At 29.6% G+C, this 23,314-nt stretch carries 21 protein-coding genes and 2 tRNA genes; 13 read left to right on the forward strand and 10 right to left on the reverse strand.

The window, feature by feature from the left end; translation table 11 throughout:
- Positions 1-33 precede the first annotated feature (33 nt).
- The 3 genes from AC3VJB_RS14910 to rpsT all read left to right on the forward strand — a co-directional run bounded on the left by AC3VJB_RS14910 (position 34) and on the right by rpsT (position 571).
- Positions 34-105: transfer RNA gene (locus tag AC3VJB_RS14910), tRNA-Glu, on the forward strand.
- Between the two features lie 108 nt (positions 106-213).
- Positions 214-285: transfer RNA gene (locus tag AC3VJB_RS14915), tRNA-Glu, on the forward strand.
- A 34-nt stretch (positions 286-319) separates the two neighbouring features.
- The gene (gene rpsT, locus AC3VJB_RS14920; protein ID WP_497667302.1) at positions 320-571 is read left to right on the forward strand and encodes a 30S ribosomal protein S20; all 252 of its coding nucleotides are present in this window, start codon (positions 320-322) and stop codon (positions 569-571) included.
- A 763-nt stretch (positions 572-1,334) separates the two neighbouring features.
- Here the strand turns inward: rpsT and rodA are convergent.
- The 10 genes from rodA to AC3VJB_RS14970 all read right to left on the reverse strand — a co-directional run bounded on the left by rodA (position 1,335) and on the right by AC3VJB_RS14970 (position 11,341).
- Positions 1,335-2,612, reverse strand: coding sequence for a rod shape-determining protein RodA (gene rodA / locus AC3VJB_RS14925; protein ID WP_047790399.1), 1,278 nt, complete (start codon positions 2,610-2,612; stop codon positions 1,335-1,337).
- Entirely contained in the window at positions 2,593-4,479 is a 1,887-nt protein-coding gene (gene mrdA / locus AC3VJB_RS14930; RefSeq protein ID WP_073184324.1) for a penicillin-binding protein 2, read from the reverse strand. The genes rodA and mrdA overlap by 20 nt, the downstream gene beginning before the upstream one ends.
- Positions 4,476-4,982, reverse strand: coding sequence for a rod shape-determining protein MreD (mreD, locus tag AC3VJB_RS14935; protein ID WP_437823808.1), 507 nt, complete (start codon positions 4,980-4,982; stop codon positions 4,476-4,478). Before mreD ends, mrdA begins: the two co-directional genes overlap by 4 nt.
- The gene (mreC, locus tag AC3VJB_RS14940; protein ID WP_159615066.1) at positions 4,975-5,802 is read right to left on the reverse strand and encodes a rod shape-determining protein MreC; all 828 of its coding nucleotides are present in this window, start codon (positions 5,800-5,802) and stop codon (positions 4,975-4,977) included. Before mreC ends, mreD begins: the two co-directional genes overlap by 8 nt.
- A gap of 16 nt (positions 5,803-5,818) precedes the next feature.
- Entirely contained in the window at positions 5,819-6,847 is a 1,029-nt protein-coding gene (locus AC3VJB_RS14945; protein ID WP_047790403.1) for a rod shape-determining protein, read from the reverse strand.
- Between the two features lie 82 nt (positions 6,848-6,929).
- Positions 6,930-8,456, reverse strand: a complete 1,527-nt coding sequence (gene purH, locus AC3VJB_RS14950; RefSeq protein WP_073184329.1) for a bifunctional phosphoribosylaminoimidazolecarboxamide formyltransferase/IMP cyclohydrolase — start codon at positions 8,454-8,456, stop codon at positions 6,930-6,932.
- Between the two features lie 136 nt (positions 8,457-8,592).
- Positions 8,593-8,718, reverse strand: coding sequence for a hypothetical protein (locus AC3VJB_RS14955; RefSeq protein WP_255724779.1), 126 nt, complete (start codon positions 8,716-8,718; stop codon positions 8,593-8,595).
- Positions 8,719-8,800: 82 nt separating this feature from the next.
- Positions 8,801-9,253 carry an XrtF-associated fRMsr-like GAF protein gene (locus AC3VJB_RS14960; protein WP_047790405.1) on the reverse strand — a complete coding sequence of 151 codons (453 nt, stop codon included), beginning with the start codon at positions 9,251-9,253 and terminating at the stop codon, positions 8,801-8,803.
- A gap of 244 nt (positions 9,254-9,497) precedes the next feature.
- Positions 9,498-10,862 (reverse strand): DUF5458 family protein, encoded by a 1,365-nt coding sequence (locus AC3VJB_RS14965; RefSeq protein WP_047790406.1) that lies wholly within the window; start codon positions 10,860-10,862, stop codon positions 9,498-9,500.
- A 23-nt stretch (positions 10,863-10,885) separates the two neighbouring features.
- A complete protein-coding gene (locus tag AC3VJB_RS14970; RefSeq protein WP_047790407.1) occupies positions 10,886-11,341 on the reverse strand; it encodes a hypothetical protein in 456 nt (151 codons plus the stop codon).
- An 80-nt stretch (positions 11,342-11,421) separates the two neighbouring features.
- Between AC3VJB_RS14970 and AC3VJB_RS14975 the strand changes: the two genes are divergently transcribed.
- Genes AC3VJB_RS14975 through tssR form a run of 10 tightly spaced genes read left to right on the forward strand, consistent with a single transcriptional unit; the run spans position 11,422 to position 23,310 of the window.
- Complete coding sequence (locus AC3VJB_RS14975) at positions 11,422-11,856, forward strand: GPW/gp25 family protein (protein ID WP_047790408.1); 435 nt, start codon at positions 11,422-11,424, stop codon at positions 11,854-11,856.
- Positions 11,857-11,873: 17 nt separating this feature from the next.
- Positions 11,874-13,661: a type VI secretion system baseplate subunit TssF gene (locus AC3VJB_RS14980; protein ID WP_156167107.1), complete on the forward strand. Its 1,788-nt coding sequence runs from the start codon at positions 11,874-11,876 to the stop codon at positions 13,659-13,661.
- Complete coding sequence (locus tag AC3VJB_RS14985) at positions 13,658-16,099, forward strand: AAA family ATPase (RefSeq protein WP_437823814.1); 2,442 nt, start codon at positions 13,658-13,660, stop codon at positions 16,097-16,099. Before AC3VJB_RS14980 ends, AC3VJB_RS14985 begins: the two co-directional genes overlap by 4 nt.
- A complete protein-coding gene (locus tag AC3VJB_RS14990) occupies positions 16,084-17,028 on the forward strand; it encodes a hypothetical protein (RefSeq protein ID WP_073184337.1) in 945 nt (314 codons plus the stop codon). The genes AC3VJB_RS14985 and AC3VJB_RS14990 overlap by 16 nt, the downstream gene beginning before the upstream one ends.
- Before the next feature lie 14 nt (positions 17,029-17,042).
- Positions 17,043-17,921, forward strand: coding sequence for a TssN family type VI secretion system protein (locus tag AC3VJB_RS14995; protein ID WP_047790412.1), 879 nt, complete (start codon positions 17,043-17,045; stop codon positions 17,919-17,921).
- Positions 17,914-19,080, forward strand: coding sequence for a hypothetical protein (locus AC3VJB_RS15000; RefSeq protein WP_047790413.1), 1,167 nt, complete (start codon positions 17,914-17,916; stop codon positions 19,078-19,080). The genes AC3VJB_RS14995 and AC3VJB_RS15000 overlap by 8 nt, the downstream gene beginning before the upstream one ends.
- 12 nt (positions 19,081-19,092) lie before the next feature.
- Positions 19,093-19,590: a type VI secretion system TssO gene (tssO, locus tag AC3VJB_RS15005; RefSeq protein WP_047790414.1), complete on the forward strand. Its 498-nt coding sequence runs from the start codon at positions 19,093-19,095 to the stop codon at positions 19,588-19,590.
- Between the two features lie 3 nt (positions 19,591-19,593).
- On the forward strand, positions 19,594-20,040 hold the full coding sequence (gene tssO / locus AC3VJB_RS15010; protein WP_047790415.1) for a type VI secretion system TssO: 447 nt from the start codon (positions 19,594-19,596) through the stop codon (positions 20,038-20,040).
- Between the two features lie 10 nt (positions 20,041-20,050).
- The gene (locus AC3VJB_RS15015; RefSeq protein ID WP_047790416.1) at positions 20,051-20,983 is read left to right on the forward strand and encodes a PKD domain-containing protein; all 933 of its coding nucleotides are present in this window, start codon (positions 20,051-20,053) and stop codon (positions 20,981-20,983) included.
- 2 nt (positions 20,984-20,985) lie between these two features.
- On the forward strand, positions 20,986-23,310 hold the full coding sequence (tssR, locus tag AC3VJB_RS15020) for a type VI secretion system protein TssR domain-containing protein (RefSeq protein WP_437823818.1): 2,325 nt from the start codon (positions 20,986-20,988) through the stop codon (positions 23,308-23,310).
- Positions 23,311-23,314: the final 4 nt, after the last annotated feature.

Below are 23,314 nucleotides of genomic sequence, written 5' to 3' on the forward strand. Positions count from 1 at the left end.
TATTTGCACCCGCAATCGCAAAAAGATTGTTTTGGTCCGTTCGTCTAGGGGTTAGGACGCCAGGTTTTCATCCTGGTAACACGGGTTCGATTCCCGTACGGACTACAAGTTCTTTTTATTTGTTTTTTTTGAAATAAATAAAATAAAAATAAATTTAGTTGCAGATAACAAAAAAAAATGTATATTTGCACCCGCAATCAGAACGATTGTTTTGGTCCGTTCGTCTAGGGGTTAGGACGCCAGGTTTTCATCCTGGTAACACGGGTTCGATTCCCGTACGGACTACAAGTTTTTTATAAACAATTAACGTATTAATAGAATGGCAAATCACAAGTCAGCATTAAAGAGAATTAGAAGTAACGAAGCAAAGCGCTTAAGAAATAAATATCAGCATAAAACAACTCGTAATGCTGTTAGAAAATTAAGAGCTACTGAAGATAAGAAGGAAGCAGAAAGAATGTTTTCGACTGTTGTGTCTATGTTAGATAAGTTAGCAAAGAACAACATTATTCATAAGAATAAAGCAGCAAATTTAAAGTCTAAATTGGCTAAGCATGTTGCCGCTTTATAAGAGTTTTAAGGTTAGTTAATAGTTAAACGCTTCGATATTTTTATCGAAGCGTTTTTATTTTATATTAAATACAAAGAGCCATTTAGTAGCACTCACAATTATTGTGTTTATACAAAGATTGTTATTAATTTATAAAGGAAGAATTTTGTTTTTTTACTTCTCTACATTATGTTTTTAACGCTTTTATTTTAGTGTTAAAAGATTTAGTCCTAGCATTAGGCAATCCTATTTATAAAATTATAATTAATAATTATCGTATTTGCTATGGAGTGGTAATCCTTGATGTGGTAAACAAGTGCTTTTAAAAAAGTAACTAATTCTATTTTTCTATGAGTTCCCTATACTACAAAATCCTAATTCTTATGCACGATTTATTAAGATAATCTCTTCTATCTATCGTTAGTCCCTAATATGTAAATAAACACGCTTACACGAAAAGTGAAAGTTTGAATTATGACTTCTTTATTGGAACCGTTTGAAATAAGTTTTTCAAAGGAAAGACATTTTGGAATATCATTCTTCTCCTCAAAATAAAGGAGAAGTACATTTTTGTTTATTTTATGTTATCAATGTTGGTTCAGATAAGAGAACCTATAATCTATCAATTGTATGAATCCAATAAAGTCAGTTTTGAAATAAAAATAATGTTATAAATCCAAGTCCACAACAACTTTTGAGATCCATTATTTGACTTTTATTCTTTAAGTAATTAAAAAGACTACAATTTCTCTTTTTAATGTTTAAAAAGATGGTTTTAATTTATTTACCAATCATATTTTTTATGAGCATCTAAACGAATGAAAATGAATAGCAGTAAGGTGAATCCCCATAAAGATGATCCTCCATAACTAAAAAAGGGTAGTGGTATTCCTACAGTAGGTAGTAGCCCTATTACCATACCAATATTAACAATAATATGAAAAAAGAAAATAGAAGCTACACTATAGCCATATATTCTTGCAAATTTATTAGTTTGTGTTTCTGATAAGTAAATTATCCTATAAAGCAAAAACATAAATAAAACTATGACAAGAGAACTCCCTAAAAAGCCCCATTCTTCACCAACGGTACTATATATATAATCTGTGTGTTGTTCAGGAACAAAGTTGCCTTGAGTTCTATCTCCCTGCAAAAAGCCTTTTCCAGAAAAACCACCAGAACTAATTGTTTTTTCAGATTGATAAGAGTTATAGCCAATACCTTTGTTGTCTTGTATCTTTCCTAATAAAATATCAAACCTGTCTTTTTGATGTTGACCTAATATATTATTATAAGTATAACTAATTCCCAAAATAAAAAAAATAGAAAAAAGGTAAGAACCAATTATTTTTATAACATTGAAGCGAAAAAATCGCTTATTTCTATAGATTCCATAAAAAACAACAAGTGTTATTACAAGTAAACATGAAATAAGAACCCACTTTGCTCCAAAATATATAGTTAGTAAGAATAGAATTATAGAAATTGTTCCGAATAATATATATGCTAACGTAAGCCCTTCTCTGTTTAAAACAAAAAAGAAAGCGAAATATATTAGTACGGATCCCATGTCGGGTTGTAATGCGATGAAAAAAGCTGGTAAAAAGATAATTATAAAAGCTTTGGCCTGATTTTTTATTAGTTTAAGATTGTATTGACGATCACTCATTAGCTTAGCCAATGCTAGTGCGGTAAAAGCTTTTGCAAATTCAGAAGGTTGCAATCCTATACCTCCAAAATTATACCAAGAAGTAGCCCCATTAATTTTTTTACCAAATACAAGTACTCCAGCTAATAAAACCAGAGAAAAAATGTACATAACACTGGAAAATTGTTCGTAAAACTTTGAATTAAAAAAAAGGATGAAGATGATAACTGGCAAACTAAGTCCTATAAAAATTAATTGTTTGCCATATTTTGTAGAAAAGTCAAAAATTTCTCTCGATTCTTCTGTAGAAGATGCAGCATAGATATTAACCCATCCAAAACCAACTAATAGTATATAGAGAAAAACAAGTAGCCAGTCGACTCCAGCAAAAATATTATTTCGTTCCTGTCGCAATAGTATCGCTTTTTTGAATTAATAATTGATTGTCATATCTTTCTTGAAGACTTAGGTTAATCATACGGTTTTCAAGATGTTTTCTTGATATAGATTTGTTTAAGTATTTTTCAATTAGTAAGCTGGTAATAGGGGCCGCAATTGTAGATCCATATCCTCCGTTTTCTACAAAAATAGCTATGGCTATTTTGGGGTTTTCTTTTGGAGCAAAGGCTATAAAAATAGAGTGATCTGTTAACTGAACTTTTTTCTTATTTACTCTAATAAAGTTTTCAACCGTTCCTGTTTTCCCACAAATATCTATTCCCTTAACTTGACTATATCTAGCTGTACCTCTGGTAAATGTTTCATACATTGCCTCAATAGCAATAGGGAAATGTTCAGGGGAAACTGTTGTTTTTCTAGGAGTTGTATATATTGAATCAAGATTAGGTTTATCTTCAATTTTCTTAACAATATGAGGGGTGTAAAAATAGCCCTTGTTAGCAATAGCTGCAGTCATGTTTGCTAACTGAATAGGTGTGGTTTCTACCTCACCTTGTCCAATGGCATTTGAAATTGTTGTAGTAGCTCCCCATCTAAAATCATAACTTCTGTCGTAAAATCTTCCATTTGGTATTCTTCCTTTTTGACCAGAAGGAAGATCGTAACCTAAATAGTTACCTAACCCAAAGCTTTTTGCATGTTCACTCCAAGCATTAGTTCCTATTGTTGGGTTTTCATAGTTGTCTATAATTTTCCTGTAGGTGTTAGCAAAATAAGTATTACAAGATTTAGCAATAGCAGTTTTTAGACGTACAGGTCGTCCAACAATTCTACAGTGGCATCCCATAAAAGCATTTGGTCGTTTACCGTAGCGATATCCGTGATTACAATAAAAGCCTGAGTTTTCATCAATCACACCTTCTTGTAAGCCAATTAAACCGGTTAGGATTTTGAAAGGCGAACCAGGAGCATACATTGCTTGCAGCCCTCTATCAAAAGTTGGCATGTTTATACTGTCGTTAAAAAGTTTTACAGAGTTAGGAGAGCGTTGCCTTCCAACTAATAAATTCGGGTCATATGAAGGAGCGGTTACTAATGCTAAAATCTCGCCTGTTTGAGGTTCTATTGCAACAATACCTCCTCTTTTTCCAGACATTAATAATTCTCCATATTGTTGTAACTCACTATCAATAGTTAATGTCAAATCTTTACCAGCTACAGCAAGTGTGTCATATTTTCCATCTTTATAAGAACCAGTAATTTTATTTAGGTTATTTCTTTTAAAGTATTTTCTCCCTTTAATACCTCTTAATTCTTTCTCATATTGTTTTTCAACACCAAGCTTACCAATTAATTCTCCTTGTTCGTAGTAATCACTATTCTTAGCTACATATTCGTTTACCTCGCTAATAAATCCGAGTACATTGGCTGCAGATTTTATAGGATAGTTTCGGATAATACGTTTTTGTATATAGAATCCTTTATACTTAGGTAGTTTCTCTTGTAAAAAAGCATAGTCTTCTTTGGCTAGTTGTTTTAGAAATACCGAAGGAAGCCATCGCGCATAGTTTTCAGCTTTTTTAAAACGTTTTATAAAATCTTCCTTGTCGATTTTTAAAAGAGAGCAGAATTCTAAAGTGTCTAAAGGTTCTACTTCTTTGGGAGTAATCATTACATCGTAAGATAATTGATTAGCGACTAACAATTTTCCATTACGATCATAAATATAACCACGTTCAGGATAATCGTATTCAATTTTTATGGTAGCACTATTGGTTAGGCTTTGTTCACCTCCGTGTACTACTTGTAATTGAAATAGTCGACAGATATAAACAATTCCAATAAGAGTAATTAAAAATATAAGTAAGAAACTTCTTTTCATGTGAGTTTTTTCCTAAATATAAAACTTCCTAAAAAATACAACAGTAACGTAAAAACACTAGAAAAAAGTGTATTGATAAGCACATTTGAAATGTTATAAAAGCTAAAGTTAGTTAAACTAAATAAAATGAAGTGGTGAACTAATGTTAAAATTGCTGTATAATTAAATACTTTATCAAAAGATTCATGTCTTAGGTTAAAGAGCAGATAATCTGATGATGTTTTTTTGAAGACAGCCTTAAAAACAAATAGACGGATATAAGCCATAAATACAGTAGAAAAAGCATGAATTCCGCCAGAGTTAGAAAAAGCATCTACACATAAACCTAATAAAAAAGCTACTAATAAAAGAGAAAACCTGTTTTCCTTAATAGGGAATAAAAAAATAAAAACGATATAAATGTAAGGGTTTATATAGCCTAAAAATAAAATATTATTTAGAATCAACACTTGTAGTAACAAGAGGAAAACGAATAAAAATATTAAGTATACTGTTTTATTCATTGTTATTTTCTACAGTTTTTATTTCTTTTTTATTTAGGTTGGTTATTATATAAACATGACTTAAGTTAGACATATCGTTAAAGAGTTTAATGTTTATACTATTAACCGCAGATAATTCTTCAGGTACTTTTACGACTGTTCCAATAGGTATCCCGTTTGGAAAAATGGTAGATCTTCCTCCAGTAACTACAGTATCACCTTTTTTAAAAGCTGCTTGACGTGGAATGTCGGTTAGTTGTACAATATTGTAATCCTTACCGTCCCATGTTAATGTGCCGTAATGATTGTTATTTTTAAACTTAGCGTTGATATTGCTTTTTGAATTTAAAATAGATTGTACTCTAGCAAATTTATTAGAAACATTGTCAGTAATACCAATAACCCCTTTGCTATTTATTACTCCCATTTCTTGAAAAACATTATAATTTTTACCTCTGTTAATTGTTAAAAAGTTGTCAGCTTTGTGAAAAGAGTTCTTAATTATTTTTCCAGAAATGTAGTTGAAATTTTGATAGAGATTTATTGTATCTATTATCTGATTAGCAGAAACACTATCAAGATAAGTTTTAATTTTTTCTAATTTATTTTTTAACGCTAAGTTTTCTTCAACAAGTACAGAGTTTGTTTCTTTTAAGTCAAGATACCCCGATATGTTAGATGATTTTTGATATAGCCCACCTGTAATGAAATTAGTAGAGCTAATAAATTTACTTTTATGAAAAGAATGGTTGTTAATGATTAATGCAACAGCTATAACTTCTAGGAATAGAAAAAATAAGAAATACTTATACTTCTGTAAGAAATAAATAAGCTGTTGCATAAATAATCATTCAAATTTATTTGATTAATACAGTTTTGTATTTTTCTAAATTTTTAAGTGCAATACCTGTTCCTCGAACTACAGCACGTAACGGGTCTTCAGCAACATATACTGGTAAATCTGTTTTTCTAGATAAACGCTTATCTAAACCTCTAAGCATTGATCCACCCCCAGCTAAATAAATACCTGTATTGTAAATATCAGCAGCTAATTCAGGAGGTGTTTTAGATAGTGTTTCCATTACGGCATCTTCAATACGTAAAATTGATTTATCTAGAGCTTTTGCAATTTCACGATAAGAAACTTGTATTTGTTTAGGCTTTCCACTTAATAAATCACGTCCTTGAACCATCATGTCTTCAGGAGGTGTGTCTAAATCTTCTGTAGCTGAACCTATTTGTAGTTTTATTTTTTCGGCAGTAGTTTCCCCAACATATAAATTGTGTTGCGTACGCATGTAATACATAATATCGCTGGTAAATAAATCTCCAGCAACTTTTACTGATTGATCACAGACAATACCAGCTAGTGCTATAACAGCAATTTCAGTTGTACCACCACCTATATCAATAATCATGTTTCCTTTAGGCTCCATTATATCAACACCAACACCAATAGCTGCTGCCATTGGTTCGTAAATCAAATAGATTTCCTTAGCATTCATGTGACGACCAGAATCAATAACTGCTCGTTTTTCAACTTCAGTAATTCCAGAAGGAATACAGATTACCATTCGTAATGATGGTGGAAATAATCTCTTTTTTATAGCAGGAATTTGTTTTACAAATTCCTTGATCATTTCTTCAGAAGCTTGAAAATCAGCAATTACACCGTCTTTTAAGGGGCGTATAGTTTTGATGTTTTCATGGGTTTTTCCTTGCATTCTACTGGCTTCGTGACCTGTAGCGATAATTTTACCAGTGAGCCTATTTCTAGCAACAATAGAGGGGTTGTCAATAACTACCTTACCATTGTGGATTATAAGTGTATTTGCAGTACCTAAATCTACTGCAATATCTTCTGTCATGAAATCGAAAAAACCCATAAAGATTTCGTTATTTATATTTAATTTTAATGTATTCTCACAAATCTAATAAAAATCTGTGGGTATTTTACACTCAATATAATTAATGTTTAAAATGTCTAGTTCCAGTAAAAACCATTGCTACATTATTATCATTACAATAATCAATACTTAATTGGTCTTTAATAGATCCCCCTGGTTGAATTACACTTTTTATACCTGCTTTATCTGCTATTTCTACACAGTCAGGAAAAGGGAAAAAAGCATCACTAGCCATAACAGCTCCGTTTAAGTCAAAGTTAAAACTATTAGCTTTTTCAATAGCTTGTCTCAAAGCATCAACTCTACTTGTTTGACCTGTTCCCCCAGCTAATAATTGCTTGTCCTTTACTAAAATAATAGTATTAGACTTAGTGTTTTTACATAGTTTAGATGCAAATAACAAATCCTCTAACTCATTTTCTGATGGTTTATTGTTAGTAGGGTAAGTTAAATCATCTAATTTGTCTGTAATATAATCTTTATCTTGAACTAATACTCCGTTTAAAGCAGTTCTAACTGTTTGTTTAGGTAATTCAATTTCTTTTTGAATCAATATTACTCGATTCTTTTTACCTTTTAAAATTTCTAAAGCATCAGCATCATAAGCAGGAGCAATAACTACTTCACAGAATAATTTGTGAATTTCTTCGGCAGTGGCTTTATCAATTTTCGTGTTAGAAATTAAAATCCCTCCAAACGCAGAAACAGGGTCACCAGCTAAAGCGTCTATATAAGCTTGATGAATTGTTTTACGTTGAGCAAAACCACATGCATTGTTATGTTTTAAAATAGCAAATGTTGGATCTTCACCTTTAAACTCTTCTATTAAATTAACAGCAGCATCAACATCTAATAAGTTATTATAGCTTAATTCTTTTCCATGTAGCTTATCAAACATAGCATCTAAATCGCCAAAGAAAAAACCTTTTTGATGAGGGTTTTCTCCATAACGTAATACTTTAGATGTAGTTTCACTAGCTTTATATACAACTTCATCTTCATTGAAATAATTGAAAATGGCAGTGTCATAATGAGAGGAGATATTAAAAGCCTTAGCAGCAAACTTTTTTCTATCGTTTAACGAAGTTTCTCCGTTGCTTTCTGAAATAATAGTTAAGAAATCTTCATATTGTTCCATTGAAGAAATAATAACAGTGTCTTTAAAGTTTTTTGCAGCTGCACGGATTAACGAAATCCCACCGATATCAATTTTTTCAATAATATCTTGCTCTGAAGCTCCAGAAGCAACTGTTTTTTCAAAAGGGTATAAATCTACAATTACTAAATCTAACTGAGGAATGTTATATTCTTCCATCTCAGTAATATCGCCTTCGTGATCTTGTCTGTTTAAGATGCCGCCAAAAACTTTAGGGTGTAACGTTTTTACTCTTCCTCCTAAGATAGAAGGATACGAAGTAACATCTTCTACAGGTACTACATTAACACCTAAGTCTTTGATGAATTTTTCAGTACCTCCCGTAGAGTATATAGTAACACCTAGATTATTAAGTTTTTTAACAATAGGCTCTAATCCGTCTTTGTGAAAAACAGAAATTAACGCTGATTTAATAGTTTTTATATTGTTCATTATTGTTGTGTTGTTAAGCTTGCAAAGCTAGTAAAAGAGTAGTCGACACACAATATTTTTTTAGCTTTTAAGATTGAAAACACCACCAAAAATATTCTTTGGTGGTGTTTTAATACAACAAAACTATAAATATAAATTACTCTGCTGTTTCTAAGAAGTTTCGAAACCAGATTGTGAATTTTTCTATTAAAGATTGTTGAGATTTTGAACGAGCATTAGCACTGCCTAATGCTGCATAAGAAGGATGTTCTCTATTGCTCATATTTAAGGGGATTAATGGGGTTGTTTAAAATCACATCAAATAAAGTAAAAAAAAACTTAATAATCAAGTGATTATAAAATAATTATACAAAATTAGCTATTTTTTTGCAAATATATTCCAATAAATCTTCGTCGTTTTTAGTAAAAGGGTTAACAGTATGAGAGTCAATATCTATTTGACCGATGTTTTCGCCGTTTACAAAGATGGGAATTACAATTTCAGATTTTACTTTCCAACCACATGAAATATAATTGTCTTGTTCACTAACATCTTGTACAACAAAGTTTTTATTGCTAACTGCTACTTGTCCACAAATACCTTTTCCAAAAGGGATGATTGTGTGTTCTGTAGGTTCACCGTTAAATTGAGCTAGTTTTAACTCGTTTTTATCACCATTTTTAAAGTAAAAACCAACCCAGTCATAGTAAGAGATTTCTGAAGCTAAATAATCGCAGATTTGTTGTAGTTTTTCTTCTTTAGAAGAATTATTACTAACTATTAAGTCTATATTGTTTTTTAGTTCTTGTATGTTCATGAAAATATTTTTTATCTTATTCGTAAAGAGTGCTTAAAGCTTACAAAAATAGTTGTAAGGATTGTGATAAAAAACTGAATTTTATTTTTTATAGCTTAGACAAGAGGTTTTAAGTGTTTTTTTGTGAAAGACGATACAATTTCAAAAAGAATGAGTTTAAAGTTATGTGATAGCTAAAATATTTTCAATAAAAAAAGCAAAGGTTAAAAACCTTTGCTTTTTTATTTTTCTCTGTAGTATAAAATTACTGTTGAACGTATTCACTATGCCAAACAGCATCTTCAGGACCATCTCCTTTGTGTCCATCTAGTTGGATAACAAAGCTTTTAGCAGGAAAATAAGGAGTGATATGAATATCTAATAAAACACGGTCTTTTTGATTTTGATCTTGTTCTATTTTTATAACCTTAAAACGCTCAATTAGCTTAGTAGGTCCTTGAATATCGTCTAAGAATTTAACTATTTGGCGACGTAAATCAGCCTCAGTTCTAGAGCTCCAGTTTTCAAAAGCTCTTCTATTTAAAAAGTCAAATAAAACCTTTGTTATGTGATCGAATACTCTTACAACAGAGTAAGTTTGTAAACCTAAGTTGTCTCCGTTAAATAAAGTCTTGGCTGAAAAAGCCATTACTTTACTGTATTCGTTAACCATAGGAACAAGTCCCATTTTTTCAATTTCTGAAATTTCACTCTTTTTAAGATCGAATCGTACACTTTCTACCTCATTAATACCTCCAAATTTTTTACCTGCTACTACTTGAGACATTAATGTGTGATATATTTTACCAGCCAAAGCAGAAGATGGCGGAACGTATAGGTTGTCTTCTTCACCCACGGCATCTTCTTTTTTTCTTCCTAGTAGCCAGTTACAAGTCATTAAAGTGTTTGATTTGTGAATTTCACCACCAGAGTGATTTGCATTTGAGAACATGTCAACAATGTCGTCAGGTGTTTCAAGATCTTGGAAGTCTGTTAATAAAACAGCTTTGTTGTCATGTGCTATTTTAGACCATTTGTCTAAGACTACGTTAGATCCTAAATAACCAGGAACTACTAATATAGAGTAGTTGTCTTTTAAATCTAATCTATCAAAGTTTTGTTTAAACTCATTTGATACATAGTCTATAAAAAGAGGATTTTCTAAATCTTTTAATTGACTTAAATCGGCATTTAAGATGGTGATGTTTTTTACTTTGTCTTTTTCGGTGTTTTTGTAGAATAAAGCTACTGATCTATAAGAGGTTTCTAGTTCTTTTGTTTTTTCTAAGGTTTTCTTAAGATTGTAATTTAAAACACTTTCTATGCTGGTAGATTTTTCTTTTGCAGTATCACACATTGATTCGATACTGTCACTACTTTTAAGAATTTCTAACCAAACAGAAAGTCTGTTTTTTAAGTTTTTTCTTTCTCCTTTCCACTGCTCGTCGTTTAAAAATAGACTTTTTCTAGCTTTTCTTTTTGGGTTTAAGTTAGAGTAACCATCAACGATGTTTTCGATAAAAGAGAAACCACCGTACTCTTTTATGCCATCAATAGCGTTAGCTACTTCTTGACTAGGGGATTGTTGTTTAACTACTTCCGATTGCTGCGTTTTTACTTTTGTAGACATAGCTAATTATGTTTTTTTTGGTTTTATTGTTCGGCTTGCTCGATTTCTTTAATTGACTCTTCTAAAATTTTGATAAAGGTATCTTTTGTTTCAGGGTTACTAAGTGCTTTCATTAGCGCTCTGTTAGAAGATAGTTGTCTTGAAATTCTTAGATACTGGTCTTTTTCTATATCTAGCTTATTTAAAAAAGAGCTATTAGCCTTAATGTTCTCAACATTAAAATCACCTAAATTGTTGAAATTTAAAGATTCTTTAACGTCGGCGCCATTTTCATCGGTGTGTTCAAGATTCACTGAAGGTGAAAACTTCTCGAATACAGCTTCGATTGTGTCTAAACCATAGATAGCTTCGGGGGTTGCAGGAGCTTCGTCGGTAAGTTTTTGGATTAATAAAGTTTTGTTGGAAGAAATGTTTGCGATTGATTCATTAGCATCAACTTTAACTTCATTGCCTCCAATTCCGTAATTGTACATTGCCATAATAATTTTTTTTATTCTGCTACGAATCTATTAAATATTTGATAAAAAAAATTATTTTTACAGAAAAAAATTAAGGAAAAATGAATTATTTGAAGATCCCCCTAGACTTTTCCAGTATAACAAAAAGAAATAAAGAAAATAATAGATTGGGGTGTACACTTGAAGAATCCATAGCTCAACACCTCATGATAATTGCTACTTCAAAACAAGGTGAGGTTTTTGGAAGACCGAATTATGGTTCCGATATTTGGGATTTAGAATTTAACCAATTGGTTAAAATTAATAAATGGGAAGAAAAAGTTAAAGATTCTTTATATTATGCCTTTGTTGAGTATGAGCCAAGACTCAAGGATATTAGAGTTAGTGTAAGGTTATCTGAAATAGATGATGATGCTGAGACTACGGATGTTCATGTAAGAAGAAAAGCAGAAATTAAAGTATTTGGTACAATTATAGAAACCGATGCGCCATTTAATTTTGCTACACTTTTTTACATTAGTCCTTTATCACAATAAAAAAAATAAAAATAGCAATGAGAGACGAATATTTTATGAAAATTAAAAATCGAATGCTATTGCGTTCGATGGAATTATGGGGCATTAAAGATAAAAGGAGTGTAGATCCTATTTTAGACTTGCTTTTACATACTTTTGCTTATGAAATATCAAAATTACACCAACAAATAGATGTTTCAGATAAAGAATTATTAGATAGGTTATCTAGAATTTTGGTAAGTAACAAGTGGTCCTTACCATCACCTTCACATGCTTTATTAAAAGCTCAGCCGGAAGACGATACAACACAATTAAATGTTTCAGATCATTTTTATTGCTCAAAGAGAAGATTTGGAGAAGATAAGTTAGATGTTTTTTTTACTCCAATTATTACAAAAAAGCTAATAAATGCATCTGTTAAATATTTAGGGTACGATGATAAGTTGTTGGTTTGTGAAAACCGATTTGGTAACATGGAGGATGCTCTTTATTTATCTGAAGAAAAGAAAATTAAAGATTACGAACTTTGGTTTGGTGTTGAAATTTTAGATGATTTATTGGAAGAAACTAATAATCTATCTCTTTGTTTTATACTAAAAGATACTTCGCTTTTACCTTTTTTAAAAACAATGAAGGTGTATGATGTTGATGAGAATGAAATGTTTCTAGATAAGGAAGTTTTAATAAATAACAACAAAGAAGTTCACTACTTTGAAGATGTAATTTCTTTTTATGAAGACTGTTTTTATACTTTAAATTTAAATGAGTCTTGTAGACAACAAAAAACAATAAATGAATTATTTGGAGAGCAAACTGATTTTTTTATTGAGCCTGAAGATTTAGATAAAAAGCTTTTATGGTTTAAAGTAAAGTTACCAGAAGTTTTTTCTAGAGAGAAACTACAAGGAATAGAGGTAAGTTTAAATACTTTTCCAGTAGTTAATAGAAAGTTAGAGTATAAACAACATAACTTTAGAAAAAATGGAAGGATCTTATCGGTACTGAGTGAAGGTGAAAACTACTTTTTAAATATAGAAAGTTTAAGTGATGATAAAGGAAATAGTTATAGTAACGTTATAGAAAACTCTACAGAAAGTCTTGAAGGAGGTTATTCTCTCTACTTTGGAGACATAGGAAGGTTTGATACAAGAAGTGCTAAGATGATGTTAAGTAAAACTTCTCAAACTGTAAGAGAAGAAGGTAGTGCTTTTTCTGCAATAGGGTATGATATTATTCAAGCATATTTAGATGATTTGCATGAAAAACTAGATGAGATTGATAAGAAAATTCATTTAGAATTTGGTGAGGTTAATGCAAATAATAACAAAACATTTTTGTTAACCTATCCACATAAAGATGCCTTTAATTATGAATTTCAGTATTGGCTAACTAATGCAAACCACGCAAATGATATTAATACTAGTTATACTTTTAATCAGTATAGAACAGGTAAGTTTATTGATAGTAAAATAAAACTCAAAACAGATACAATAGGTGGGCATATAAGAAAAGAGGAGCACGACAAAATAAATGGACTGCGCTATGGGTTACTTACTAGAGAAAGAATTGTAACTAGAGAAGATGTAAAAAGTTTTATAAACAATAAAATAGGGCATTTTGTTGAGAGCCTTTCTATAAAAGATGGTGTTGCAATATCAAAAGAAAAGAAAAAAGGATTAATTAGAACTACAGATATATACATAAAAACTAAAAGAGAGTTAATTTCTGAAGAAAAACAAAACCTTTTCAGTTATTATCTTGAAAAAGAATTAGAAAAAAGATCAATATCAAATATAACATATAAAGTATTTTTTATAAAAAAATGATAGAAAAAGATTACAGTTCAAGTGCTTTATCAAGCATAAAAAGAGCTAAAAGTATTGCTTACAGAGAAAATCAAAGTACCTATGGTGTTAGTCATTTAATAACATCGCTAATTAATGAACCAACTGGTTTAGAAGAGATTATTGATAGCATGGGTAAAGATGCTAACTATATTCTTGAGTGGTTTGAGGTAATGAAAGAAATGTATAAGTCAACTCCACTAAAAGCTTCTGGAGATGTAAATCCAGACCATGAAGTTGCTAAGGTTTTCGAAGAGTCTGAACGTTCAAAAATTAAATTAGGAACGGAAAATATTGATGCCTTATGTATTTTTACAGCAGTTGTAAGAGAGGGAGTTGTGTATTCTGGACAACAAATAGAAACATTAGGTATAACAGAACAAGATATTTTAAATCATTACAATGCTAATACTCCTACTTTTTTAGAATCAAATGTTAAGGAAAATATTTCTGCAATAAGTTCCTATATCGAAGACCTTCAAACAGAAGAGGTAATACAAAAAGGAAACTTAATCTTAGGTAGAGAAAAAGAAGTTCGATTGATTTTAGAAAATTTTGAAAGATCAGAAAGCAAGGGAGTTATTTTAGTAGGAGATTCAGGCATAGGAAAAACAGCAACAGTAAACTACTTTGTAAGAGAATTGAGTAATAGTACAGATGAGTATTTGAAAAGTCACTTAGTATTCAAACTCAATGTCCCAAAATTATTAGCAGGAGCAAGCTCTGAAAATGATGTAAATAAGAAAATATCAGAACTATTTGAGAAATTAGAGTCTATTGATGCTCCTTCCATATTAGTTATTGATGATCTTCATGTATTGCTTGAAAACGCATCAGGAAAAACCAATGCTATTGTTAATATTTTAAACGCTCAATTAAGTGAAGGGCGTATTAATATGATTTTTACAATTAATTCAGATTCATACAGGAAAAATCTTGAAAGACACCCTATAGATGGTAAGTTAGAAATATTGAAGCTAGAGGAATTAGGTAGCCTAGAGATGTTAAAGTGTTTACATAGACATAAAAAAAGGTTGGAACTACATTTTGATATTAAAATTTCAGATAGAGCAATTGAGGAATCTATACATCTTTCAAAAAGGTATTTTAAGGAAAAGAAGTTACCTTATGGTGCAATAGATTTAATAGATAAAACTGTGGCAGCTGTAAAGATGAGCAACGCTACGGTATTAACAGAGGTTAGAAAAATAGAAAAAGAGTTTAATGAAGTTAAGGACTCGGAAAAGTTTGAATTTTCAGATTTACAATTAATCTATAATACCATTTACAGAAAAGTTAGTGTAATTCAAACCTCAAAAGTAACCAAGTCATTTAATTTAGTATCTGATAATCCAGATTTACAAGAAGAAATGTCTAAGGTAGATGAATTCTTATCTATGCTAAAAGAGCTAGCTAAGACTCCAATCGATACTGTAAGTGAAATAGATATTGAAGCTGTTGTTTCTGAAATTACAGGTATTCCTTTAGGAAAAATTCAAACAGAAGAAAAAGAACGTCTTTTAAATATAGATAAAAAGTTACAAGAAAGAGTTAAAGGGCAGTCAAACGCTATTCAAACACTCTCTGATGCTATTATTGAATCGCGAAGTGGACTTAGTAACCCTAAACAACCAATTGGTTCTTTCTTCTTTTTAGGGCCTACTGGAACAGGAAAAACTGAATTAACTAAATCATTAGCAGAGTTACTATTTGATGATGAAACAGCAATGATTCGTTTTGATATGTCTGAATTTAAAGAGGAACATTCAGCAGCACTACTTTATGGAGCTCCTCCGGGTTATGTAGGATATGAAGAAGGAGGTATGTTAGTAACAAAAATTAGACAGCGTCCATATTCAGTAGTTTTATTTGATGAAATTGAAAAAGCTCACAGTTCTGTGTATGATGTTTTTCTACAATTAATGGATGAAGGAGTAATTCATGATAAATTAGGAAGAGAAGGAGATTTCTCTAATGCGATTGTCATTTTTACATCTAACATAGGTAGTCAATGGATTGCTGAGCAAATAACAGGAGGAAAAATTCCGACCTCAAATGAGTTAATAGAGGTAATGGCACAACACTTTAGACCAGAATTTTTAGGGAGGTTAACAGAAGTAGTTCCATTTGCGCCAATAAATCAAAAAGTAGCACAAGATATTTTAGTAATACACTTTAATAAACTAAGAAAGCAATTAGAACAACAAAAACAAATAGTGTTAGATATTTCTGATGAAGCTTTAGAGTTCTTGTCAAAAAAAGGATTTTCTCAAAAGTATGGAGCCAGACCCATTGCAGGAGTTGTAAGAACATACGTGAAAAAGATAATATCTAAAATGATAGTTTCTGAACAGGTAAATAAAGGAGATCATGTACTATTAGATTATAAAAACAATAATCTTGTATGGGAGCTAGTGTAAATGAAAATGATACCGTTATAGACGAGCTTGTTCGTAATATGACATCTAATTTTATAGGTGAGGTTTTTATTGAAGAATTAGAGTTTTTATTAAAAAAAGATGTCTCAGAAGTATTAATTGTGAAAAATCACGGTATGAATACTAGAGCTCAATCTAAAGATGTTTTGTCTATTAATTCAAATTTTATTGCTAAAGACACAGGGTTTGAAGAGAACTTAGTAGTAAATTTAAGTAGAAATAGTATATATCATCAGTTACCAGAAATATTATTTTACCCTCTTTCCTTAGGGGTTAATTCAGATAATAAGAAAGAAGTAGTTGATACAATTCGTAGAAATAGGGAAAAAGAAAAAGGAGATATTAATTTTTTTACACTATTTGATACAGAAATATTTAAAGAAAGAGTTAGGATTAATAATAGAAGCTTAAACTTTTTTTCAGACAAAAAATCAAAACAAAACCTATTAAATATTTTTAAACAAATTATAGGTTTTGATATAGAAATATCAGATGAGTCATTGTATAAACTATTTCTTAATTTATGTAAGTCTGAGTTTTTTAAAGAGAATTTAGTCGAGTTAGAAAAACTAATACAAATTGTTTTAGGCTTAAAAGTAGAGCTTAGTTATATACCTTGTGCTATAAAAGAATCTCCTTTTTTAAGTTTAGGAGATGCTGTTTTAGGAGTTGATCTGGGTTTAAGTGGTGAGGTTTATAGTGAGATAGATGATGTTAAAGTAGTTGTGGTATTAGAAAAAGAAGTAGAAAACTTTAAAGTTTTAGAAAAAAGTGTTTTACAAATAAAGGAAGTGTTAAACTTCTTTTTAATTTCCTCAAGAAAAATTCATATCACTTATAAAACAAACTCTGATCAATCTTTTGTTTTATCAGAAAGATTTTTAGGGTATGATTCATATTTAACTAAATAAGAAAAGAAAAAGTTATGAACATAATAATAGTATATTTTTTAAAATTTCTTTTAGCACCATTAATAGCTATTGTTTCTTTAATGGTATTAAATAACATAGTAAAGGCAAAAAAATCGTTTAATATAAAAAAGGCAATAGTCTTGGTTTTATTGCTAACTATAGTTCTAGTAGCCCCAGTTTTAATTAGTTTATTAAAATATGAATTTGTTTGGGTAGGATTGATACTCACAGTTTTGTGTTATCTTTTTATAGGTGTGTTTTTCATGCTTTTTCAAAATACAAAGTTTTACAAATCTATAGGCCTAGATAATAAATTCCATACACTATTTTTTGCTTTTATAGTAATGCTTCTTTCAGGGTGGCTGTATTATCTAATTTTTGAAAAAATAAGTAATTTACCTTACGCACTTTGGGCAATGTTATCAATAATTTGGTTTGTGTTACCATTACTATACACAATGTCTTTAGAATACTTTTTAAACATATCAAAACCATTTTATAAAGCCTGGAATGTTTCAGATAATGGAGTTAGTGATATGTATTGGGATAATGTAGACGTTTTTAAATTAATACAAGTAACAGTAAAAATTAAAAGAAATCCAGAAGATAAAAACTACAGTTCTTTTTCAGTAAAGTTACCCATGGAGGTATCAGTAGGTATGTGGTTTAATCGATTTATAGAAGATCAAAACTTTAGATTTCCTGATAGAATGATTGATACTTATTTGGAGGGAGAGCCAATTGGTTGGATTTTTTACACAAACAAATGGTTTAATTTTCCTCTTTTTACAAAAGTCTTAGACGCTGAAAAAGACGGGAAGTTTAATAAAATAAGGAATAAACAAACTATATATATAAGAAGAACTGCATTAAACACCATTGAAGATGAATAAGAAAAATAATAAAATGAATTACTTACCAATAAATTGGACTGACGGAGTAAAAATATCTGCAGAACATTTTTTTAAAAATTATAACAACACAATTGAAACCATAAAAGACTACAATTCGGTTTCTCTTAAAAATTATGAATATGGATTAGTTGATGGAGGAACTAATTTTGAAAACCTACAATTAGATGTTTTAAACGATGGAGATAACTCTTTAGTAATAAAACTGAAATCTTGTAACGCCATCACAGAAAAAGGATACAGGATTATGTATCACCGAGATTTGTATGGGGCAAATTCACCATCAGTAACATTAAAAACATCTGATTTTGATAAAACAGAAAGCGAAGAATTTTATATAATGCTTTCGCTATCTCCATTTGAGTATTTACCAGTAGGTATTCCAGACCCTGAAGTTATACCTTTACATCATCCTAATGTATTACCTAAATTAGAACTACATACACTTCCAGTTTCAAAAATTAATACTAGCTTTTTAAAAGAGCACTTTTTGGTTATAGGAAAGGTGTTATGGACAAATGGATTGTTTTCTATTGATGAAAGTTATGTGCCTCCTGTTGTTAATTTAACATCTAATGAAAGGTTAGAAGGATTTGGAAAAGGGTTATTACAAATGCTTATTAAGTCTAAAAACTATTCGATTAAAATTTTCAAAAAAAATAATGGGCAAAAAAGCAGTAATAAATTAGTAGCCAATACCTTTTCAATTTGCAGTAAACTGCAAGAGTACTACAGTGATAATATTTTTAATTTAGAAAATATTTCTACTAGTAGATCACCTATGTATTTGGTTGATAGATTAGTGGTGTTAGCAAATAAGCTTTCTATTTGCTTGAGTATTATGGATGATAAAGAGAAAGAGCAATTACTACAATATTATTATCAATGGACAGACATTAAGCCTTCTGTTTTCCTTGATGCAATAGTTGATGCTGTAAACGTTAAGTACAACCATATTGAGATAGCAGAAACGTTTGATGTGTTAAATAGGTTTGTAGTTATGTTGGAGCGCGTATTTAAAAAGATGAGTGAACTAGAGTATATAGGACAAAGAAAAGATAATATCGTAATTAATGAAGAGTCTGGAGCGCAATTCAATAGAAATAGAGGTAAAAATAGTACTTGGAGTATAATTGATTAATATAAATTTCTTATGAAAGCTTTAAATCACAAAGAAAGGAGAAAACAAATACTTAAGTTTTTTGCATCATTCTCTTTAACAGCAGTAGTCGTATTCTTTTGTTTATATGTCACTTTAATTATAGCAGAAAAAGGAGTTGTTTTAATTGAGAGTAAACAATCTCATTACAATGAAGTTTTTAAAAAACAAGCTATGTTAAATTTTAAAATGGAAGAGCTTTTTAAAAACCTATATAGTTTAAAAAATAAAAGAAGGAATATTGGAGAGTATAGGCAAATGCAGAAGATTATAACTAACACCAGAGTAGAAATAAGACAAAGTATAGATAGTACAAAAAAAGAAAACAACTATTACAAAATTTACGGTGAGTTTTTGTCTGAAATAAGGAATATACAATCACTTCTTGAAAATTATAACAAAGAAGTTAATACAAGAGAAGCCAATAAAGAACAATTAGAAAAGTGCAGAGAGAAATATAAAGATTTAAATAAAAATTTAAATAAAGAGTAAGCTATGGATAAACATGAGATTTTTTGGGAAAAAATAAGGTTTTCTCTTTTGTTTATAATAATTTCTACAGTAGTGTTTATAATACTAACTAAATTTATATTTAAAGTGCCTGTAGTAGAAAGTAAAGAGCTGCTAAATAGTATTGACGCTTCAGAAGAAATTTTTGATATTCAGGAAGAATACACAAAAAAAATAAAAAATACACATAAAAAAATTCAAGAAATACCTTTTGATGTTATTCAAATTCAGGTATTAGACGAGTTAGATAAGGAAATTCAACAATACAAAAAAATTTATAGAGATAACGATATGAATAATAGATATATATTCGGAGTTCAATCATCAAAAACGCTTAAAATGTTTTTCGATTTGAGTGAAGAATACAATGCTTTAAAAAGGAATAATAAAGTTCTGAAAGAAAATCTAGAAGAATGTAAAGCTAATATTTAAATAAAAGAATATGTCTAATAAATTTAAATTATCAGCTTTAATTTTTATAGCTTTATTAGTATTAATACTGGCCATATTTGCACCTTATAAATCAAGACTCAGTAATTTAGATTTTTACGTGTCTGAATCTAATAGTAACTACCAGTTTGAAGTTGGTGAAAAACTGTTTTTCCTTTTAAATGATACGAGTTTAGTTGAAGGAAGAAAAGTGGTGTGGCATATGGGAAATGGAGATTCTATAGTAAAACCAGGAAATATCGATTATAAATACCGTAAAGAAGGTAAGTATTTAGTATCAATAAAAATAAACGATAAGTTTACTGTTTCAAAACAAATAGGTATAGTTTCTTTACCAAAACTATCACCTAGAGACTCTTTGGTAACATTGCATGGCGTAGATGAAGGTTATGTAGGAGAAGAATTAGTGTTTTTTACCGAGGGAAAAGGAATAAATACCTGGTATTGGGAGTTTGGAGAAACAGGTACAGTTGATGCTTATGAAGAACAAGTAATTTACAGATATAGTAAACCAGGAGACTACAGGGTAAAACTTCAAACAAATACATTAAAATACCCAATATTTCATAATATAAAGATTTTACCAAGATTTGAAAAAGTTGAGGAATTAGAAAAAGTAGACTCTTTAGGGGTTGTGCAAAATGATATTAGAAAAAGACTTCAAGCAATAGCAGATAGCAAGGTTACAGATAGAGGAACTTTTTATAAAAACTTAAATTATATAAAAAATAACTATACATGTAATCAAGCAGAAGACATACTTGTAATTGTTAATGGAGGAAGGTATAATGACTTTTTTAGTTACTGCCAAGGTTTACACTATTTAGAAAATAAGAAAAGAAGCAAAATAATTATAAATAAAGTTGAAATAGATACAATTAAATGTTTCAAAAGATTAAATGTAACACAAAGTTTACTAAGATAATAATGCAAAAAAAAATAACACTTTTTATTTTTTTGCTGTTGCTATATTCCTTCCCTATTGTATCACAAACTATAGGGAAATATGAGAAAGTAAAAGAAGTAAAAACTGATAGGTTTAACTATCTAAAAAAAGCAAAAACGAAGCACGATGCTTCGTTAAAAATGGTCTTTTCAGATAGAGAGGAAAACTCTTTTTATAAAGGACCATATGTGCAAGAAAAGTTTAAGAAAAAAGGATTACTTACTCCGTTGTATGTAATTGATGAAAAAGAAAACTCGTATGAAGTAGTAGTAGCCAACCCAGATCAAATAGGAAAACCCAAAGGATTGTTTTCTATGTTCTATGGAGATAAGTTTAACTTTAAAGATTCAGAGCAAGTAGAATATTTAGGATGGATTCCTGCAAGTAATGTAATAGAGTATAATCATTCGTTTTTAGAAACATGTAATAATAAACCTATAAAATATAAGGTAGGAACAGATAAAACGTTACGACTTTTTGATTTGAAACCATATATGGAAGTAGACTCTGTAAATGTGTTTAAAGATCCCTTTTTTAGAACAAAGTCAAACAAAAAGTTAGTGTCTAATCAAATTGTATACCCTTATAAGTATGATGAAAAAGGGAAAGCAGTATTTGTGTCAGATAAACCCGTTTTAAAAGACTCTATTTCTCAAACAGTAGGTTGGATACCATCAAACTTAATTACACGTATTGGACAAAGTCAAGTATATGTTATAAATGACACTGATAGTTTATTGGCAGTTAGTAATAAAGATACAATTCAACTTACAGGTGAAGATGTATTGTCTAAATACTTATATACAGGATATAAAAACTTAAAAACAGATGTTACTAAAGACTTGATAGCTCCAGTACATGTTTGGAATCATGATAAAAATAAACTTATTAATGTAAAAGGAAATAGCTTTTATACAAAAGAAATAAAATTTATGAAAGAGGAGTCGAAGGTAGTAAACTTCCATTTTATTTCTAAAAATGAGGAAAGCGAACATCTAAAAAAAATATTGAACTCATTACAAAGTTTATACATAACCTTATTTCAAGAACCTACTGAAGCTCAATACAGTTTTTCTGCAATTTTAGTCGATAGAAAAGGAACAGCAATATTAGAAAAAACAAGCTCTTTTTCAGAGTGGATTAGCTTTGTTGAATCTTTTATAGAAAGTAATCAAAACAATTTAGCTGTAGAATATGTTGAAAAAACAATGTCTATTCCCAAAGCAGTAAATTATGTAATAGATAATTTTTCAGATGAAAATAAGCGTTTTGAAAACAATTTCTTCATCATTGCTTCAAGCAAAGAAAACACGAATGATATTAAAAGGCAAAAAGATACTTTTTTTGAAAAAATAGCTAAAAAATCACCTAAAATTATTTTTGCACAATTAGACAATAATCAAAGTGTAAGATCTCAGAATTATATATTAGGAAGCAAAGAGTTTTTGTATAAAACAGGGAAATATTATAATGAATTTATCAAGAATTTTATTGTGGATAATGAAATTATAGTAGAAAACAATATCCTAAAAAAGATACCTGCTGATGAAGATAATATTTATGTGTACGATGCTCCAGATAATAGCCTTTTTAATGGAGGCGTTATTTTTCCAAGAATAGAAAGTTCATTAACTCCTCTATCTTTAGAAAAAGCGATAGATACTGTTTTAAAAAGATCTACATTAACAAATAATAAGCTTATATCCTCGTTAAATTACTTTAATAAAAAACTAGGAGTTTTAAGAAGTGAACCAAGCACAACGATAAAAACAAGATATAAAGAGTTAAATACAGACAGCTTACGTCTTTTTCAATTAAGCAGAAACAATTTACATGAAGTATTGTACCAAAAAGTATCATTACTTAACGATAGTATAATAAAAAAAGGCTATGTCTTAGATAAAGATGAAATTATAGAATTAATAGAAAATTATCGCAGCACATTTCCTCAAATGGCAAAACCCATTACAAGAAAAAAGCGAAGAGTAATAAAACGATTGTACCAAAAACAAATAAAAATATTAAACAAAGCTGCCTATAGATATGTTTTAAGTAGAAAAGCAACAATAGCAGATTTATTTTACTTTAAATCAGGAATTCCTTTAAATCATGAAGGATATTACTGTTTAGGAATATATAAATTACCAAGAAAAAGAGTAGGAAAAAATGGTTTTGAAAAGTTTTATTTTCAACAATATGAAAAAATAGATAAATTAGAAGAATTATTTTTAAAAAATAAGTTGCAAAAAGTAGAAGAAGGTTATAGAAGTGAAGTGTACTTCATACCTTTAGAACTATTGCCCTAGTTAA

The organism is Tenacibaculum sp. TB-53 (genome assembly GCF_059716285.2).

Bases quoted from the DNA above. Each gene is read 5' to 3' on its own strand.
- rpsT (WP_497667302.1), top strand. From the start codon at position 320: ATGGCAAATCACAAGTCAGCATTAAAGAGAATTAGAAGTAACGAAGCA.
- mrdA (WP_073184324.1), bottom strand. From the start codon at position 4,479: ATGAAAAGAAGTTTCTTACTTATATTTTTAATTACTCTTATTGGAATT.
- mreD (WP_437823808.1), bottom strand. From the start codon at position 4,982: ATGAATAAAACAGTATACTTAATATTTTTATTCGTTTTCCTCTTGTTA.
- mreC (WP_159615066.1), bottom strand. From the start codon at position 5,802: ATGCAACAGCTTATTTATTTCTTACAGAAGTATAAGTATTTCTTATTT.
- AC3VJB_RS14945 (WP_047790403.1), bottom strand. From the start codon at position 6,847: ATGGGTTTTTTCGATTTCATGACAGAAGATATTGCAGTAGATTTAGGT.
- purH (WP_073184329.1), bottom strand. From the start codon at position 8,456: ATGAACAATATAAAAACTATTAAATCAGCGTTAATTTCTGTTTTTCAC.
- AC3VJB_RS14955 (WP_255724779.1), bottom strand. From the start codon at position 8,718: ATGAGCAATAGAGAACATCCTTCTTATGCAGCATTAGGCAGTGCTAAT.
- AC3VJB_RS14960 (WP_047790405.1), bottom strand. From the start codon at position 9,253: ATGAACATACAAGAACTAAAAAACAATATAGACTTAATAGTTAGTAAT.
- AC3VJB_RS14965 (WP_047790406.1), bottom strand. From the start codon at position 10,862: ATGTCTACAAAAGTAAAAACGCAGCAATCGGAAGTAGTTAAACAACAA.
- AC3VJB_RS14970 (WP_047790407.1), bottom strand. From the start codon at position 11,341: ATGGCAATGTACAATTACGGAATTGGAGGCAATGAAGTTAAAGTTGAT.
- AC3VJB_RS14975 (WP_047790408.1), top strand. From the start codon at position 11,422: ATGAATTATTTGAAGATCCCCCTAGACTTTTCCAGTATAACAAAAAGA.
- AC3VJB_RS14980 (WP_156167107.1), top strand. From the start codon at position 11,874: ATGAGAGACGAATATTTTATGAAAATTAAAAATCGAATGCTATTGCGT.
- AC3VJB_RS14985 (WP_437823814.1), top strand. From the start codon at position 13,658: ATGATAGAAAAAGATTACAGTTCAAGTGCTTTATCAAGCATAAAAAGA.
- AC3VJB_RS14990 (WP_073184337.1), top strand. From the start codon at position 16,084: ATGGGAGCTAGTGTAAATGAAAATGATACCGTTATAGACGAGCTTGTT.
- AC3VJB_RS14995 (WP_047790412.1), top strand. From the start codon at position 17,043: ATGAACATAATAATAGTATATTTTTTAAAATTTCTTTTAGCACCATTA.
- AC3VJB_RS15000 (WP_047790413.1), top strand. From the start codon at position 17,914: ATGAATAAGAAAAATAATAAAATGAATTACTTACCAATAAATTGGACT.
- tssO (WP_047790414.1), top strand. From the start codon at position 19,093: ATGAAAGCTTTAAATCACAAAGAAAGGAGAAAACAAATACTTAAGTTT.
- tssO (WP_047790415.1), top strand. From the start codon at position 19,594: ATGGATAAACATGAGATTTTTTGGGAAAAAATAAGGTTTTCTCTTTTG.
- AC3VJB_RS15015 (WP_047790416.1), top strand. From the start codon at position 20,051: ATGTCTAATAAATTTAAATTATCAGCTTTAATTTTTATAGCTTTATTA.
- tssR (WP_437823818.1), top strand. From the start codon at position 20,986: ATGCAAAAAAAAATAACACTTTTTATTTTTTTGCTGTTGCTATATTCC.